Annotated in this window: 17 protein-coding genes; 10 read left to right on the plus strand and 7 right to left on the minus strand. The window is 57.9% G+C overall.

All coding sequences use genetic code 11. The features are described 5' to 3' along the window. The first annotated feature begins 81 nt into the window (after positions 1-81). The 4 genes from thrC (at position 82) to C2E19_RS06665 (ending at position 3,952) form a co-directional block, all read left to right on the plus strand. Positions 82-1,491, plus strand: a complete 1,410-nt coding sequence (gene thrC / locus C2E19_RS06650; protein ID WP_129389617.1) for a threonine synthase — start codon at positions 82-84, stop codon at positions 1,489-1,491. A gap of 122 nt (positions 1,492-1,613) precedes the next feature. Then, the gene (locus tag C2E19_RS06655) at positions 1,614-2,972 is read left to right on the plus strand and encodes a transporter substrate-binding domain-containing protein (protein WP_129389620.1); all 1,359 of its coding nucleotides are present in this window, start codon (positions 1,614-1,616) and stop codon (positions 2,970-2,972) included. Positions 2,973-3,099: 127 nt separating this feature from the next. Next, the gene (locus C2E19_RS06660) at positions 3,100-3,507 is read left to right on the plus strand and encodes a response regulator (RefSeq protein WP_129389623.1); all 408 of its coding nucleotides are present in this window, start codon (positions 3,100-3,102) and stop codon (positions 3,505-3,507) included. 163 nt (positions 3,508-3,670) lie between these two features. Beyond that, positions 3,671-3,952 (plus strand): DUF3509 domain-containing protein, encoded by a 282-nt coding sequence (locus tag C2E19_RS06665; protein ID WP_129389626.1) that lies wholly within the window; start codon positions 3,671-3,673, stop codon positions 3,950-3,952. A gap of 176 nt (positions 3,953-4,128) precedes the next feature. On the opposite strand, the gene C2E19_RS06670 is transcribed toward C2E19_RS06665, so the two are convergent. Beyond that, the gene (locus tag C2E19_RS06670) at positions 4,129-5,055 is read right to left on the minus strand and encodes a TIGR02285 family protein (RefSeq protein ID WP_164979409.1); all 927 of its coding nucleotides are present in this window, start codon (positions 5,053-5,055) and stop codon (positions 4,129-4,131) included. Next, complete coding sequence (locus C2E19_RS06675) at positions 5,036-6,235, minus strand: CaiB/BaiF CoA-transferase family protein (protein ID WP_129389629.1); 1,200 nt, start codon at positions 6,233-6,235, stop codon at positions 5,036-5,038. Before C2E19_RS06675 ends, C2E19_RS06670 begins: the two co-directional genes overlap by 20 nt. A gap of 146 nt (positions 6,236-6,381) precedes the next feature. Between C2E19_RS06675 and C2E19_RS06680 the strand changes: the two genes are divergently transcribed. The 3 genes from C2E19_RS06680 to C2E19_RS06690 all read left to right on the plus strand — a co-directional run bounded on the left by C2E19_RS06680 (position 6,382) and on the right by C2E19_RS06690 (position 10,064). Further along, the gene (locus tag C2E19_RS06680; protein ID WP_007908961.1) at positions 6,382-6,924 is read left to right on the plus strand and encodes a YaeQ family protein; all 543 of its coding nucleotides are present in this window, start codon (positions 6,382-6,384) and stop codon (positions 6,922-6,924) included. A 55-nt stretch (positions 6,925-6,979) separates the two neighbouring features. Then, a complete protein-coding gene (recJ, locus tag C2E19_RS06685; protein WP_129389632.1) occupies positions 6,980-8,689 on the plus strand; it encodes a single-stranded-DNA-specific exonuclease RecJ in 1,710 nt (569 codons plus the stop codon). Between the two features lie 268 nt (positions 8,690-8,957). Continuing rightward, positions 8,958-10,064, plus strand: a complete 1,107-nt coding sequence (locus tag C2E19_RS06690; RefSeq protein WP_129389637.1) for an NADH:flavin oxidoreductase/NADH oxidase — start codon at positions 8,958-8,960, stop codon at positions 10,062-10,064. Positions 10,065-10,272: 208 nt separating this feature from the next. Here the strand turns inward: C2E19_RS06690 and C2E19_RS06700 are convergent, their stop codons facing one another. Then, entirely contained in the window at positions 10,273-11,901 is a 1,629-nt protein-coding gene (locus tag C2E19_RS06700) for a glucan biosynthesis protein D (protein WP_064120576.1), read from the minus strand. Between the two features lie 403 nt (positions 11,902-12,304). Between C2E19_RS06700 and C2E19_RS06705 the strand changes: the two genes are divergently transcribed. After that, a complete protein-coding gene (locus tag C2E19_RS06705; protein WP_103306409.1) occupies positions 12,305-12,490 on the plus strand; it encodes a hypothetical protein in 186 nt (61 codons plus the stop codon). Between the two features lie 38 nt (positions 12,491-12,528). Here C2E19_RS06705 and C2E19_RS06710 read toward each other — a convergent pair whose 3' ends face one another. From C2E19_RS06710 to C2E19_RS06720, 3 genes are all read right to left on the minus strand, one after another. Then, positions 12,529-12,819 carry a type II toxin-antitoxin system RelE/ParE family toxin gene (locus C2E19_RS06710; RefSeq protein WP_129389640.1) on the minus strand — a complete coding sequence of 97 codons (291 nt, stop codon included), beginning with the start codon at positions 12,817-12,819 and terminating at the stop codon, positions 12,529-12,531. Then, positions 12,788-13,045 (minus strand): CopG family ribbon-helix-helix protein, encoded by a 258-nt coding sequence (locus C2E19_RS06715; protein ID WP_129389643.1) that lies wholly within the window; start codon positions 13,043-13,045, stop codon positions 12,788-12,790. The genes C2E19_RS06710 and C2E19_RS06715 overlap by 32 nt, the downstream gene beginning before the upstream one ends. A gap of 203 nt (positions 13,046-13,248) precedes the next feature. Beyond that, a complete protein-coding gene (locus C2E19_RS06720) occupies positions 13,249-13,755 on the minus strand; it encodes a Bro-N domain-containing protein (protein WP_129389646.1) in 507 nt (168 codons plus the stop codon). Positions 13,756-14,237: 482 nt separating this feature from the next. On the opposite strand from C2E19_RS06720, the gene C2E19_RS06725 reads away from it, so the two are divergent. Together C2E19_RS06725 and C2E19_RS06730 are read left to right on the plus strand one after the other, a co-directional pair. Further along, on the plus strand, positions 14,238-14,819 hold the full coding sequence (locus C2E19_RS06725; RefSeq protein ID WP_116254591.1) for a ComF family protein: 582 nt from the start codon (positions 14,238-14,240) through the stop codon (positions 14,817-14,819). A gap of 5 nt (positions 14,820-14,824) precedes the next feature. Further along, complete coding sequence (locus C2E19_RS06730; protein WP_129389649.1) at positions 14,825-15,382, plus strand: hypothetical protein; 558 nt, start codon at positions 14,825-14,827, stop codon at positions 15,380-15,382. Between the two features lie 58 nt (positions 15,383-15,440). Here the strand turns inward: C2E19_RS06730 and C2E19_RS06735 are convergent, their stop codons facing one another. After that, positions 15,441-16,925 (minus strand): APC family permease, encoded by a 1,485-nt coding sequence (locus C2E19_RS06735; RefSeq protein WP_077571272.1) that lies wholly within the window; start codon positions 16,923-16,925, stop codon positions 15,441-15,443. Positions 16,926-17,027 lie beyond the last annotated feature (102 nt).

The raw sequence follows: 17,027 nt of genomic DNA on the forward strand, positions 1-17,027 counted from the left end.
AAGCTGCAAGTAAAAGCAGAGCCGCTTTTCACTTGTAGCTTGCAGCTCACAGCTTGTAGCTCAAACCGAAGGTTTGCCCTTATGCGTTATATCAGTACCCGCGGCCAGGCACCGGCCCTGAATTTCGAAGACGTCCTGCTGGCTGGTCTGGCGACCGACGGCGGTCTGTACGTTCCGGAAAACCTGCCACGTTTCACCCAGGAAGAAATCGCTTCCTGGGCCGGCCTGCCGTATCACGAGCTGGCCTTCCGCGTGATGCGCCCGTTCGTCACCGGCAGCATTCCGGACGCCGATTTCAAAAAGATTCTCGAAGAAACCTACGGCGTGTTCTCGCATAGCGCCGTAGCGCCGCTGCGTCAGTTGAACGGCAACGAATGGGTGCTGGAGCTGTTCCACGGCCCGACCTTGGCGTTCAAAGACTTCGCCCTGCAATTGCTCGGTCGTCTGCTCGACTACGTGCTGGAAAAACGCGGCGAGCGTGTGGTGATCGTCGGTGCCACTTCCGGTGATACCGGTTCGGCCGCCATCGAAGGCTGCAAGCACTGCGAAAACGTCGACATCTTCATTCTGCACCCGCACAACCGTGTGTCCGAAGTGCAGCGTCGCCAGATGACCACGATTTTCGGCGAGAACATTCACAACATCGCCATCGAAGGCAACTTCGATGACTGCCAGGAAATGGTCAAGGCGAGCTTCGCCGACCAGAGCTTCCTCAAAGGCACGCGTCTGGTCGCGGTGAACTCGATCAACTGGGCGCGGATCATGGCCCAGATCGTCTACTACTTCCACGCAGCCCTGCAGTTGGGCGGCCCGGCGCGTTCGGTGTCGTTCTCGGTGCCAACCGGCAACTTTGGCGACATCTTCGCCGGTTACCTGGCACGCAACATGGGCCTGCCGATCAACCAGTTGATCGTCGCCACCAACCGCAACGACATCCTGCACCGCTTCATGAGCGGCAACCAGTACGTCAAGGACACCCTGCACGCAACACTGTCGCCGTCGATGGACATCATGGTCTCGTCGAACTTCGAACGCTTGCTGTTCGACCTGCACGGTCGTAACGGTGCGGCAATCGCCGGGCTGATGGACTCGTTCAAGCAGGGTGGCAGTTTCAGCGTCGAGCAAGAGCGCTGGACCGAAGCACGCAAACTGTTCGATTCGCTGGCTGTGGATGATGCACAGACCTGCGAAACCATCGCCGAAGTCTACGAGCAGACTGGCGAGGTGCTGGACCCGCACACCGCCATCGGCGTCAAGGCTGCGCGCGAGTGCCGCCGCAGCCTGGATATCCCGATGGTGATCCTCGGCACTGCTCATCCGGTTAAATTCCCCGATGCAGTGGAAAAAGCTGGTGTAGGAAAAGCGCTCGAGCTACCTGCACATCTTTCTGATTTGTTTGAGCGAAACGAGCGTTGCACCGTTCTGCCAAACGAGCTGACGGCCGTGCAAGCCTTTGTCAGCCAGCATGGCAACCGCGGCAAGCCGCTTTAAGCCTGCCAAAGCTGTCACATTTTGAAGCCCGTCTCCTGACGGGCTTTTTTGTTTCTGCTGCCACACTGCTCGGGTTTTCGCCCATGTAAGGACGGGTGAGTCGATCACGAAGGAAGTGGCAAATGCTGTTTGAGAGAGGATGGATACACACCCTGAACGGGGTTCTTCTGGTAGGTCTATTGAGTTGCTGGCGCATTGGCGTAGCGGCACACCTGGTGCTGAACGAAGATCCGGCGCCCAGCGTCCGGCCGGTGCAGCTTGATGAACACGAACGTCAATGGATTCGTGACAACCCCGCTGTCATCGTCGCATCGGTGCAATACCCGTTGTACCTGTTCCAGGATGAGCACGGCCACTGGAACGGCTTGAATAGCGATGTGCTCAAGCGCATCAGCGCCATGACCGGTCTGCGCTTTGTTTTTCGAGAATCGTTTTCCACCGACCGGATGCTTGAACACCTTGAAAACGGTAGCGCGGACATGAGCACAACCTTGGCCGTCAACGATGAGCGCAGGCTTACGCTGGATTTCAGCCATGCGTTTGGCGGCGCCGGTTGGGTATTTGTCGGGCGCGCGGGCGAGCCGGCGGTGCAATCGCTTGAGCAACTGGCCAAGCGAGTCTTGGTGTTGCCAGCACGACACGCGTTGGAAAGCACTATTCGCCGCGATTACCCCTCAATCGAAATACGCTCGGTAAAAACCTACGCCGAAGCCCGGGCACTGGTTGAAAGTGGCGAAGCCTACGTCACCATCGAAAACGAAATCGGCGCGCAACTGTTTCCCTCGGGATTGCTGCATGTCGGTGAGTTGCTGGAGGGCAAGTGGGAGGCTGACCACTTGGCCGTGCGCAAAGGCCAGCCCGAATTGCTCGGTATCCTCAACAAGGCACTGGAAGCTTTTCCGGCCGCCGAGTTACGCAGTATTCGCCAGAAATGGCTGGGTGGCATTGGCGCGGAGCGGACGTCAAAGCGACAGCAGAGTCGGACTCAACTGATTTTCTGGGGATTGTTTGCCGGCTGCGTTTTCGGTGTGTTATCGCTACTCTGGAATCGCCGGCTGACGGCTGAAATCAAGCGGCGCCGCGACGTCGAAAAACATCTGGGCGATCAATTGGTGTTCCAGCGGGCACTGCTCGATGCGATGCCCGATCCGGTGTTCGTCCGTGATCTGGAAGGGCGCCTGACCCTGTGCAACAAAAGCTATGAAGAGGCGTTGTCGATCCGCTTCGATCAGGTTCAGGGGCAACGTTTGATTGATGTGGATGCGGTGCCGGAAAACACTGCCGGTGTGCTCCATGAAGAATTCATGGAGCAACTGCGAACGCGCAGAACGCGCTTCAGCAAACGCCACCTGCAACTTCGCAGCGGTCATCGGGAGATTTATCAATGGACGGTGCCTTTTTACAGTGCCGATGGCCAATTGCGCGGTTTACTGGGTGGCTGGACCGATATCACGCCCGGCGACGATGCATCGAGAGGCTGATGTCCTGAGTGAAATTGGGAAAATTCCTATGTCACGCGCCGCCTTTTCCGATGGGAGGCCGCAAGAGGCTGCCCTAGAGTGAACGACTACTGCGGGAGAGTCCGCGATTGCCGTCACAGAGGTCGCCATGCGCTCGCTCAAAGTCCTGATTCTCGAACCCGACCCTTATCAACTGATGGCCCTGCATCAGATGCTCAATGCGGTCGGTATCTACGATGTCCTGACCGCTTCGTCGCTAGCGTCGGCACGCCGCTCGCTGGCGCGCCGCGCGATGATCGATATCGCCATCTGCGATCCACAGCTCAGCGGCGGTGAAGGGATCGCGCTCATTCGTCAACTGGCAGAGCGGCAGGAGGCTCACGCTGTCATTCTGCTGGGCCGGGCACCGCCGGGGTTGCTCAGCGATCTCGAGGCCATGCTGCAAGCGCATGACCTGCAACTGCTGGGGCGACTGCACACACCGGTTTCAGCGGTGCTGATGAGAGCAATGCTCGACGGTTACCTCAATACGGCCAGGCTTGCGTCGCGCGTGTGAAGCGGGCGGTTATGTTTCTGTCATCTTCGCCATGCATGCTTCAACAGACCGGTGACAACTCAGGGATGAGTCCAGTATTCAGAACTTTCTTCTCGGGCCGGTGGTCATTTACTGTGGACATGCCCCAGACACAATGTTTTCGGACTATTGAGTGGAGATCGAGATGGAAAGTATCAGTCTATTGCTCGGTGAGGCTCTGAGCCCGTATCAGGTTTCCCTGTCTCCAAGCGGTGCCCACGGCGAATGCCTGGTGAGCTTGAAGAACAGCAGCGGCGCCATCGTCGTGGAGCGCCAATTCAATCAGGCACAGTTGACCGACAAACGTCAGCTGACCGACGTGGTCGATGGTTTGCACCGTGACATCCTGATCGCCGAAGGGCGGCTGGAACCCTGTGTCATCGCGGCCTTGCGCAATGCGGCCCTGGATAAACGTCCGGCGCTGTGAAGATGAAATATTTTTTGTGGGAACCTTCCGGCATCCCTGTCAGTCAGACCCCATAACAGCAGGATCAAGCATTGTGCTCCGGTGCTTGTCGCTTGCTGCTACGGGTCTTGATATAGGCCACGTTTAACCCCGAGTCGTCTCCCCACTTCTCGGGGTTTCTTTTGCCTGGAATTTGCCTAGTGCGCAGCCTGGTGTTCGAAAAAGGCGCGCGCCTCCTGCAGATAATCCTCACGTCTGTCGGGATCCAGCCATGCGGCGTAGAGCTGATTCAAGTGTTCATGGGGCAGGGTGCGCAGCAACTGGTTGATCTCGCTGATGGCCTGACGTCCCTGTGTGGTGTCGGAACATCCCACGTAGCCTGACAAATATCTGCCGTTGCCCTGAATCGGATAGAACTCCAGTTCATCTTCATTGATCTGCGCCTGTTTCGCCTGATAGCGAATCTCAGGCCAATAGCCCAACACCACCTGCAGTCGACCCAGTCGTTGCATCGACAACAGGTTGGTCAACGCATCGTTGCCGTAATGCGCGGTCAGCGCACCGCTCGGCGCCTCATGCAAAAGCGTGTCGATGAATTCACCATAGCTGCGTTCCGCCACCACACCGATTTTGCGTTCGGTAGCGCCCAGCAGCGCCGACAGATCCACTTCACCGTCGACCAGATACGGTGCGAGTACCGCGCGATCTTGCTGGCGCACCACCAGACCGTTGCTCACCGCGCGAATCGCCGGAATCGAATAAGCCACCCATTGCGCACGTTCTTTGTTCCACAGCAGTGCGGGGTCACAGGCGAAGGGATTTTCGTGAAGCATTTGCAAACCGCGTGCGCGGTTGACCCGCATCAGCTTGTGCTCGTATTGCGGCATGCCGGCGATCAGCTGCGGCATCAATTGGTCGATCACGCCCTGGCCCTTTTTCGGGCCTTCGAAAATCGTCAGCGGCGGCAGGTCGCGCAGCAACCAGATCAACGTCGGTTTCGCTTGCGCGCCGGTCGACAAGGCCAGCAGAAATAACAGGCCGAACAGCCGCCACGTCCACCAGTGGTGGGCGCGGTTGGCGTGCGATGTCTGCCGGCGCTTCAGCTTAAATGGCTCCGTCTTCACGCAGCCGTGCGATCTGCTTCTCGTCGTAGCCAAGATCGTGAAGTACCTGCGCATTATGTTCACCCAGCTGCGGTCCGACCCATTCGGAGGAGCCGGGTGTCTCAGAGAGTTTCGGCACGATACCGGGCATCTTGAAGGGTTTGCCATCCGGCAGCTTGGCCTGCAGGAACATTTCCCGGGCCAGGTACTGCGGATCGTTGAACATGTCCTCGGCACTGAAAATCCGGCTGGCCGGCACTTCGGCCTGATTGAGCAGGTCGAGTACGGTTTGCAGCGGTAGTGAATTGACCCAGCGATCGATCACGCCGTACAACTCGTCGCGGCGACTGTCGCGGCCATCGTTGCTGGCCAGCGCCGGATCGCTGGCCAGGTCTTCGCGGCCGATGATCAGCATGAAACGCTTGAAGATCGCATCGCCATTGGCGCCGATCTGCACGTGCTTGCCGTCGGCGCTGGTGTGAATCGAAGAAGGCGTGATGCCGGGCATGATATTGCCAGTGCGCTCGCGGATGAAACCGAACACATCGAACTCCGGCACCATGCTTTCCATCATCGCGAAGATCGCTTCATACAAGGCAACATCGACCACTTGGCCGAGTCCACCGTTGACCTCGCGATGACGCAACGCCATCAACGCGCCTATCACGCCCCACAGCGCGGCAATCGAATCACCGATGGAAATCCCGGTGCGCACCGGCGGACGGTCTTCGAAACCGGTGATGTAGCGTAAACCGCCCATGGACTCGCCCACCGCGCCGAAGCCCGGTTGATCTTTCATCGGTCCGGTCTGGCCGAAGCCGGACAGACGCACCATCACCAGTTTCGGGTTCAGCGCGTACAGGGTTTCCCAACCGAGGCCGAGCTTTTCCAGCACGCCGGGGCGGAAATTCTCGATGAGGATGTCGGCGTCACTGAGCAGTTTTTTCAGGATCGCCAAGCCATCAGGATGCTTGAGATTCAGCGTCAGCGACTTCTTGTTGCGCGCCTGGACGAACCACCACAGGGATGTGCCTTCGTACATTTTGCGCCACTTGCGCAATGGATCACCGCCGTCCGGCGATTCGATCTTGATGACTTCGGCGCCAAACTCGCCGCAAATGCGCGAGGCAAACGGCCCGGCGATCAACGTACCCAATTCAATGACTTTCACGCCGCTGAGCGGCTTGTTGGCGAACGGCATACTGAATCCTGTAGGACAAGGCTGTGCGGATACAGCGTTTTAACATAGCCGGCTGTCAGACGCCGCAGGTTGATCGCCATCAATTCGATGATTGCCTACCGCATCGGTTAGACTTGCCGACTTTCCTCGTATCAAGAAGCCCCTTCATGGCCCAGCCGTCCACTACCTACAAATTTGAACTGAACCTCACCGACCTCGACCGCAGTGTCTACGAGAGCGTCAAGCAGACCATCGCCCGTCACCCTTCGGAAACCGAAGAACGCATGACCGTGCGGCTGCTGGCCTACGCCCTCTGGTACAACGAGCAATTGTCGTTCGGTCGCGGTCTGTCAGACGTGGATGAACCTGCGCTGTGGGAAAAGAGCCTGGATGACCGTGTTCTGCACTGGATTGAAGTCGGCCAGCCAGACGCCGATCGCCTGACCTGGTGCTCGCGTCGCACCGAGCGCACCAGCCTGCTGGCCTACGGCAGCCTGCGCGTCTGGGAAACCAAAGTGATCCCGGCGATCAAGAACCTGAAAAACGTCAACATCGCCGCGGTCCCGCAGGAAGTGCTGGAGACGCTGGCCAAGGACATGCCTCGCGTTATCAAGTGGGACGTGATGATCAGCGAAGGGACGATCTTCGTCACCGACGACCGTGGTCAGCACGAAGTCCAGTTGCAATGGCTGCAAGGTGAACGCGGCTGATCCCGCGTCTTCAACTGATTAATCCCACGTATTAAAGAGAAGTCTCCGTCACCCCATGCGCATCGAACCTCGTCAACTGCCTGCCACGCTGCCCTTTCTGGGTGATATTCCGCCGCTGCTGACCCGCCTGTATGCGGCGCGGGGCGTGCAGTCCGAGGCAGAACTGGACAAGAGCCTGGCGCGGTTGATTCCGTTTCAGCAGCTCAAGGGCATCGACGCGGCGGTGGACTTGCTGGTGACGGCGCTGGAGCAACGCCAGCGCATCCTCATCGTCGGCGACTTCGATGCGGACGGTGCGACGGCCAGTACGGTTGGCATGCTCGGTTTGCGTTTGCTCGGTGCGGCGCATGTCGATTACCTGGTGCCGAACCGCTTTGAATTCGGCTACGGCCTGACCCCGGAAATCGTCGAAGTCGCTCTCACCCGTGAACCGCATTTGCTGGTAACCGTCGACAACGGCATCTCCAGTGTCGAAGGCGTGGCGGCGGCGAAGAAGGCCGGGCTCAAGGTTCTGATCACCGACCACCACTTGCCCGGCGATGAACTGCCGCAGGCCGATGCGCTGGTCAACCCGAACCAGCCCGGTTGCGAATTCCCGAGCAAGGCGCTGGCCGGCGTCGGGGTGATTTTCTACGTATTGATGGCGTTGCGTGCGCGTTTGCGCAGCCTCGGCTGGTACGAAAACAAGCCGCAGCCGAACATCGGCGAACTGCTTGATCTGGTCGCGCTGGGCAGCGTCGCCGACGTGGTGCCGCTGGACGCCAACAACCGGATTCTGGTGCATCAAGGTCTCGAACGAATTCGCGCCGGTCGCGCACGGCCGGGGATCAAAGCGATTCTTGAAGTGGCCAAGCGTGACGCCACTCGCATTACGTCCACCGATCTTGGCTTTATCGTCGGCCCGCGCCTGAACGCTGCCGGGCGTCTGGATGACATGAGCCTGGGCATCGAATGCCTGCTCACCGCCGACGCCAACAAGGCCCGGGAAATGGCCGCGCAACTGGACGGCATGAACCAGGATCGCAAATCCATCGAGCAGGGCATGCAGCGTGAAGCGCTGGCGCAGCTCAAGGACTTGCCGGTGGAGTCAATGCCGTTTGGCCTGTGCCTGTTCGATCCGGAATGGCACCAAGGTGTGATCGGTATTCTCGCTTCACGCATGAAAGAGCGTTATTTCCGCCCGACCATCGCCTTCGCCGATGCCGGTGATGGCCTGCTCAAAGGCTCGGGGCGTTCGGTGCAGGGCTTCCATATTCGTGACGCGCTGAGCGTCGTGGCGGCGCAGCATCCGACCCTGATCGCCAAGTACGGTGGCCACGCGATGGCCGCCGGTCTGACTTTGCCGCAGGAGAATTTTCCGCTGTTCGCCGAGGCATTCGACGCGGAAGTGCGTAGGCAACTTCGCGAGGAAGACCTGACCGGGCGCATGCTGTCGGACGGCACGCTGGCGGTGGAAGAATTCCACCTCGAACTGGCCCGCGCCCTGCGCCATGCCGGGCCTTGGGGGCAGCACTTTCCTGAGCCGCTGTTTCACGGTGTGTTTCAGTTGGTTGAGCAGCGGGTTGTTGGCGAGCGGCATCTGAAAGTGGTGCTGAAGAGCGAGTGTGGCTCGGTGAAGCTGGATGGCATCGCGTTTGGTATTGACCGGGATATCTGGCCGAATCCGACGATCAAGTGGGTTGAACTGGCCTATAAGCTCGACGTTAACGAGTTTCGGGGGAATGAGACCGTGCAACTGATGATTGCCCACATCGAACCGCGCTAAGCCCTTCGCGAGCAGGCTCGCTCCCACTATGGAATGCATGCACCTGTGGGAGCGGGCTTGCTCGCGAAAGCGTCCTTTCACACGCTGAATCACTCTGAACCCTCCTTTCCCTCCCGTTGTCGACTAGGCTCTAAGCACTGCTTGATTGGCCTTGTGACGTCTTGTCGAATTTTTTGCCCGCGGGGGCGGGTGCTGCACCTTTTTCCTGTCACTCGTCGACTATTCAAACAGAACCCTGGAGCCTGCCCACTGATTTGAGAGGTGCCCCATGAGTCTGCTGCTTGAACCCTTCACCCTACGCCAACTGACCCTCCCGAACCGCATCGCCGTCTCGCCGATGTGCCAGTACTCCAGCGTCGACGGCCTGGCCAACGACTGGCACCTGGTGCACCTCGGCAGCCGCGCGGTGGGCGGCGCCGGTCTGGTATTTACCGAAGCCACGGCGGTCACTGCCGACGGGCGGATCACCGCCGAAGACCTTGGCCTGTGGAACGACGAACAGATTGAGCCGCTGCAACGCATCACCCGTTTCATTACCTCCCAAGGCGCGGTCGCCGGCATTCAACTGGCCCACGCCGGGCGCAAGGCCAGCACCCATCGGCCTTGGCTCGGCAAGCATGGCAGCGTCAAACCCGATGATGGCGGCTGGACCCCGGTCGGGCCTTCGCCGATTGCTTTTGACCCGCAACACACGCAACCGAAACAGCTCGATGAAGGGCAGATAGCCGACGTCATCCAGGCCTTTGTCGATGCCGCGAAACGCGCGCTCAAGGCCGGTTTCAGTGTGGCTGAGGTGCACGCGGCGCATGGTTATCTGCTGCATCAGTTTCTTTCTCCGCTGAGCAATCAACGGCGGGATCAGTACGGTGGTTCGTTTGAAAATCGTATTCGTCTGGTGCTGCAAGTGACGGAAGCGGTGCGGGCGGTTTGGCCGGAGGAGTTGCCGTTATTTGTTCGCGTGTCTGCCACCGACTGGGTGGAGGACGGCTGGAACCCTGATGAAACCGTGGAGCTGGCGCGACGCCTGCACACCCTTGGCGCGGATCTTATCGACGTGTCGTCTGGCGGGACGGCGGCCAACGCCGAGATTCCGGTGGGGCCGGGTTATCAGACGCGCTTCGCCGAACGCGTACGCAAAGAGTCAGGCATCGCCACCGGCACCGTGGGAATGATTACCGAGCCGGCGCAGGCCGAGCACATTCTGCGCACCTGTCAGGCCGACATCATCTTCCTCGCCCGCGAGCTGCTGCGTGATCCGTATTGGCCGCTGCATGCGGATGATGATCTCGGTGGACGCAAAGCGGTGTGGCCGGCGCAGTATCAGCGTGCGACGCATCGGGATCAGCCGATTCATGAGTCTGATTTGCGCGATTGATTGACGCTCCGTCACCAGCCAATAAAAAACCCGCCATTGAACCGGCGGGTTTTTTTTCTGATTTCCTTGCGCTAATCCGCTGACATGCCCCCTGTAGGAGCTGCCGAAGGCTGCGATCTTTTGATTTTGCTTGTTAAAAACAAGATCAAAAGATCGCAGCCTTCGGCAGCTCCTACAGGGGATGAGACCCCGTGTAGGCGCTACATCATCAAGGATATTTACGCTTATCCGGCGCCGGCGGGAAGTACTGGTACAACCAGGTCTCGCTCAACGTGCGGTCATTGGTGCGAATAAACAACCGCAGCTCCACCGGCTCAACACTGTCACTGGTCGGGTACCAGTCGAACAGAATCCGGTAACCCTTGATGTCATCCAGCACCAGTACGCTGAAATCCTGCACCTTGCCGTTCGAGCACGTCACCACCGGCTCGATGCCGGTGCCCTGCGGCAGTCGATCCAGACCACCACCGGTAAAGTCCACAGCAAAACGACGCGCCCATACCGGCGGGTAATGCTCGCCCGGTGCCCAGCCTTCGACGAAACCGCCCATGCCGGAACGAGTCGCCTGCACTCGTGCCAACGGCGTGCTCACTGGCGGCAGTGCGCTCCAGTAGAGTTTGTAGCCATAGTTCAGCGAATCCCCGGCAGCCACCGGTTTTTTCGGTGTCCAGAACGCAACGATGTTGTCGAGCGTCTCGCCGGTCGTAGGAATTTCCAGCAGATCGATAGAGCCCTCGCCCCACGCGGTGGTCGGTTCTACCCACAGGCTCGGACGCTTGCTGTACCAATCGACGGTGTCCTGATAGTTGGCGAACTCATGGTCGGTCTGCACCAGACCGAAACCTTTCGGATCGGTATCGGCAAACGCGTTGAATTGCAGGGTCGCCGGGTTGTTCAACGGTCGGCAGATCCACTCGCCGTTGCCGCGCCACATGGCCAGGCGATCCGAGTCGTGGATTTGCGGGTGAATGGTGTCGCACATGCGGCGTTCGTGATTGCCGCAGCTGAACATGCTGGTCATCGGCGAGATGCCCAGTTGCTCGATGGCGGTGCGTGCATTGATGTGCGCGTCGATCTCCATCACCACGCGCTCGGCCTGGCAATCGATGTCGAAGCGGTAAGCGCCGGTCGCACTCGGCGAATCGAGCAGGGCGTAGACCACAAAGCGTGTAGCGTTCTTGTCCGGGGTCTCGAACCAGAATTTGGTGAAGTCAGGGAATTCTTCGCGTTTCTTGGCGTAAGTGTCGATCGCCAGGCCACGCGCGGAGAGGCCATATTGGCCAGTCGCATCCACTGCACGGAAATAACTGGCGCCGAGGAACGACACCACGTCGTGGCGATCGAGTTCCGGCGCCTTGAACAGCTTGAAGCCGGCAAAACCCAGATCGCCTTTCAACTGTTGAGTGTCGACCGAAGTGTTTTCATAGTTGAACAGCGCCGGACGGAAATGCACCTCTCGCGCGGTACGAGTCTTCGGGTCGACGCTGTACATGCGCACCGGCTGGCGGAAACCCATGCCGACGTGAAAGAACTGCACGTCCAGTTGGCCCTTGTTTTCCTTCCATAACGAATGCTCGCCGTCATAGCGGATCGCGTTGAAGTTTTGCGGGGTCATGGTCGCCAGCGTCGGCGGCAGCACCTGTTTTGTGTCCTGATAGGCACTGCCAGCGAGCTGCTTGGCCTGGCGCTTCAGGGCCTCGAAATCGAAGGCCTGCGCCTCGCCATCGGCGGCGCCACCATTGGCAGCCCAAGCACGCGTGGCCAACAGGCCGGTAGCCGAAAGACCGGTGTAAGCCGCAATGGCCATGGACGCTTTGAGCAAATTCCTGCGGTGCATAAATACAACCTGTCGTGTGCAATCCCGCGCCTTTCCTGGCACGTGCTGGATCAGAAATAACGGTTCGGACAAGCCTTCGGCCAAACGCAACGGACTATAAACAGATGCCCGCTAGCTTAAACGGTTCGCTCGAATTGCAAAATTCGTTGATTCACTGCCCGAGGGTGTCAATGAAACAAGACATGTCGGTTAAAAATCTGACAGGAACTTCTGATTTACACGGCATATCTGCTTTTCTCGACTAATTACTCTAAAAACCGCTTTTCAGCGCCGAATTAATTTCTATTCTATGGGCATGACCGGCGCGATCCATTTGGCCGGCAGGGCACACGGCGCTGCTGTAAGGGGCAGGGCGATGTGATGGTTAAGCAGTTCTTTGACGTATTCGAGAAGGACATCGTCCATGGCAAAAATACAAGGCATCACCGACATGCTGGGCATCTTTCCCTGCCTGGGCAGCGGCCGCAAAAGACGTCGACTCAGCTCTGACGAACTGAAACTGGTGGAGCGTTATCGAGAGCTTTCGGAGAGTGACCGGATTGCGATGCGGTATCTGGTGGATGCGATGCGGAGTGTTTCGCGGTTTTGAGTGAGGTGTGAAGTAACCAGCCGTCCTTTACGGCTGGTTCACCAATCCCGCGATCGTTCTGCCCGCTGGTGCAGAACACGAAGTATTTGAATGCGACCGTGCATCAACCGGTAGGGGGCAATGAATGGATAGCGAGTCATCACCAACTCTCGAATATCGGGGGCGACCGACGGCCTCCCTGATCCAGGAAATTGTTCAAGTTGACGAAACGTTTTAAGAATCGAATTGATGATTTCTAAGGAGCCCTCTGAACCTAAAAGGCCTTGGTAGTACTCATGGATAACATCGAGATCATTTTCAGCCCTTTTTGTCAGTACTACGTTCGGCACGTTTTGCCCACTTAGCCTTCACGGCATCCAGATCGGTGAGATTTCCAGCATCGGCATCTGCAATACCTTCGCTGATAGCTTGTAGATGCCATGACTCGGCTTCTACGTATCGAACCAGTGCACGCTTGAGATGGTATTGACGGTCTCTGTCCGTTGCCGCAGCCAGTTCATCCAGCTGCTGTGCCAACAATTCTTCGACGCGGAAAGATAGAACTGGCGAGGCCATGTCAGAATTCCTATGTATACGTTGTAAACGACGTAAACACCCTAGGCTGCTGCCAGAGCTTCGTCAACCAGTGAGCGTGCGACAGTCCAAGAAAACTGTAGCGGGCCAGAGCGGAACGAAGCGTCGAGATGTGTTGCGAAATGCTTGGCGCAACACTCTGACGTCAGAATCGACGCCAGAGATAGACCAGTTTTGACGAGGAATTAGTTACAAGTCCCCTGAACTGGGAATGGCCGCTGTCCGTTTATCAACTCTGGAACATCCCGCCATTTGACCCACGCCTGCTGTTGCCAGTGCAGCAGGGGCACGGTGACACCTGCCCAATGCATCGAACTCAGGCTCGGGTGGTTTTCCTCTGGACTTGAATGGTTTTCGCGCATCATCGGGATGACTTCATGGCTCAGCCACTGGCGCAGGTAGCGGTTTTCCGGGACGACGTGATGGACGAGCAGGGCGAACAGGCCAGACTCGCTGACCATCGCGCAATCGATGATTTCGCCGTCCTTGCGCAGGAAGACATTGCGACGCTGGTCGGGATCGAGTTTCAGGGTGAGGCGTTCGTTCAGCGGATAGCCCATCAAGCGACCGAGATCCTGAACGCAGAACCAGGCTTCGTGGTCTTGCATGAAGGCGTGGAGGAAGCGGTTATGGCGGGTGAAGACTGTGGGGGTGAAGTGCGAGTGTGTTTCAGCTGAATTTGACGTGTGCATTTCTGACTCCATGTTGAAATGAGAGTCGCCACGAATCCTTCGAAAGATTTGGGTGGCGAACCGTGCGGCGTTCGAAGTCGGAACATTCTCGATCAACATGTAAGCCGAGAGGCCCGCGCCACACGGCCCGCCATAAAGCGAAACTGACAGACAGAAATGCCTGGGTTTCTATGGTGGGCGCAGAGCGTCATGTTGATGATGTCCCGGCTTCGACCCCGGATCGCTGAATTAACAGCGACGGGATAAAGCCTATCGGTCAGACGCTTGCGGCGACAAGTCTACCCTTTCGCCGCACAGCGTAGGAAATGGGGCTTTTTCAGGAAGGCTGCGTCTGTAGGAAATGCCTGTTTTTGCATTGGCGTCAGCGAGACCGCCCCTAACCAGTGTGTTTTCCGTTATTTGTTTGAATCTTGCGCATCGCTGCCGATGCTCGGCCCTTGGTTTCAGGGTTCAAAGGATTGTTACGAATAAAGGAGAATTCAATGAAGGTGTCTCTCAAGCAGATCAACGGCCCATGGGATCAGGGCTGGGTGCTGGACAAACACATGGTAAGTAGTACCTTTCTTGGCAACGATGATCGCGGACATCCCTGCTTCGATAATCAGCGTACTGAGATTGGTGAGGCGACCTACCAGCTCAAATACCAGAAGGATTGGACTCAGGTTAGTCCACTTGCCCAGGCGGTAGCGACAAATGTGTTCCCAAAACTGAATCAGGTAGGGTTTGTAGTGCCTATGCCCGCTTCAAATATTCGTCAGCGACAACCGGTAACTGAAGTTGCTCTGGCGTTAGGACGAATTATCGGTCGGCCGGTTTTCACGGATTTGCTTCGAAAAGCGACCACGGGAAAGTCGCTCAAGGATTTACATTCCAAAGCCGATAAGGTTGCCGCGATTGGAGACAGTTTCAGCGTCAATGATGAAATCACCACCGATGGAAGCTGGAATGTTTTGGTTGTAGATGATTTGTTTGATAGCGGGGCGTCGATGGACGCGGCCTGCGCTGTTCTGCGTAAATACCCGAAGGTAGGGAAAATTTACGTCGCAGCGCTAACTTGGAAGTGAACTCAATGACGACTGTATTTATTGCTGGCTCTATCAACATCAAGAACCTTGATCCGAAGGTAAAAGAGCGTATCAATAATATTGTGGCGTCTGAGTTTGAAGTGGTGGTTGGGGATGCAGGTGGCGCCGATACCTCCATTCAGCAGTACCTGCTGAGTCTCGAACGATCCAGAACCACGGTGTTCTGCAGCGGTTCGGCACCGAGGAATAACCTTGGGAAATGGCCCGCCAGAACAGTCGACTCCAAACATTCGAAAGGGTCGAGAGCTTTCTTCACCGAGAAAGACGTCGTCATGGCCGAAGCAGCCGACTACGGCTTGATGATCTGGGACGCGAAGAGCACCGGCACGCTCAGCAACGTCATTGAATTGTTGTCGAGAAAGAAGAAGTCGCTTGTTTTCGTCAACAAGGAAAAGGAATTCAAAGTGGTCGGAGACGTGAGTCAGCTCGAAGAGTTGATTACTTTCATGTCCGATCACGCCAAGCAAAAAGCCAATGAAAAAATCAAATTGTTCGACCGTATTTCCCTGTTGAAGCACGATCAGGCAGAGCTTTCTTTTTGATGGTTTTTCTCGGTTTTCCTGAACCCCGGCACCTTGTCGGTGCCGGGATCAAAAGCTCTTAGCGACTCACTTTCCAAGCATCCCCAGCCGGCGCCTTGCCGTGGTCATACGGCTTGCCAATCCACATATAAACCAGCCCCAAGCCAATCACGATCGCAGTACTCAACACCATCGCATAGTTCACATACCAAGCCGCATCCGGCGTACGTGGCCAGGCCATGTTGATGATTGCGCCAACGCCGTACACCAGCGCGCCGATGTTCACCGGCCAGCCCCATGCGCCGAGGGTGAATTTGCCGCTCGGTTTCCAGCCTTTGCTGCGGGCGTACAGCGCGGCCAGCACGATCATCTGGAAGGCGAGATAGATGCCGATGGCGGCGAAGCTGACGATGGTGGCCACGGCGTCTTGCAGGAAGAAACCGAGGGCGATGATCAGCGCCGGCAGGACGCCGGACACGAACAGTGCGGCAACCGGTACTTGGGTTGTAGGAGAAATCTTTTTCAGCAGTCGGCTGCCGATGACCATTTCGTCGCGAGCGTAGGAGTACAGCAGACGGCTCGCCGCTGCTTGCAGGCTGATGACGCAGGAGATGAAGGAAATCATCACCACGCCCATCACCACTTTCGAACCGACCGGGCCGAAGGCGTTGTTGAGGATGGTGGTGACCGGGTCTTTGTCGGTGCCGTTGATCACCGCTTGCATGTCCGGCACGGCGAGGATCAGCGCCAGGCAGGCGAACATCGCCGCGATGCCGCCGATGTAGATGGTCATGCGCATGGCCACCGGGATTTTTGCGCTCGGGTTCGGGGTTTCTTCGGCGACGTCGCCGCAGGCCTCGAAGCCGTAGTAGAGGAACATCCCCGCCAACGACGCGGTGAGGAACGCCGGCAGGTACGAGCCGTCGACGCTGATGTCGAAGGTGTTGAACAGCACGCTCAGCGGCTGATGGCGTTCGAACACCAGCAGGTAGACGCCGACGATCACCGCGCCAACCAGTTCGCAGAGGAAGCCGAACATGGCGATGCGCGCCAGCACTTTGGTGCCGCTGAGGTTGACCAGTGTGGCGAACAGGGTCAGCACCAGGGCGATGACGATGTTGGTGTTGTTGCTTGGCTCGAAACCGAGCATGGCGGCCAGGTACGGGCCAGCGCCGACAGCAACGGCAGCGATGGTCACGCAGAGGGCGATGGAGTAGATCCAGCCGACCATCCATGCCCATTTTTTACCGACCAAGCGGCGTGCCCAGGGGTAGACGCCGCCGGAAATCGGGAACTGCGAAACCACTTCGCCGAAGATCAGGCACACCAGCAACTGGCCGCAACCGACCAGCAAGTAGGCCCAGAACATCGGTGGGCCGCCAGCGGCGAGGCACAGGCCGAAGAGGGTATAAACCCCTACGACCGGTGACAGATAGGTGAATCCCAAAGCGAAGTTTTCCCACAGGCTCATGCTGCGGTTGAAGTTCGAGGTGTAGCCCAGTTTGCGCAGTTGTTCGGCATCGCTGTCGGCAACGGCTGCGGCGAGATCGGGTGAGGAACTCATGTGTGTTTGCTCCGTGAAATCGGCAGATTTCGGATGGCCGAGGCCGTGGCGGGGCCATGCAGGCGCCGCCCGGTCGGTAGTTGTTGTTTTGGTTTCCTGGTG

Origin of the sequence: Pseudomonas sp. DTU12.3, from assembly GCF_004124275.1 — a bacterium.
GTDB classification, from domain to species: domain Bacteria; phylum Pseudomonadota; class Gammaproteobacteria; order Pseudomonadales; family Pseudomonadaceae; genus Aquipseudomonas; species Aquipseudomonas helmanticensis.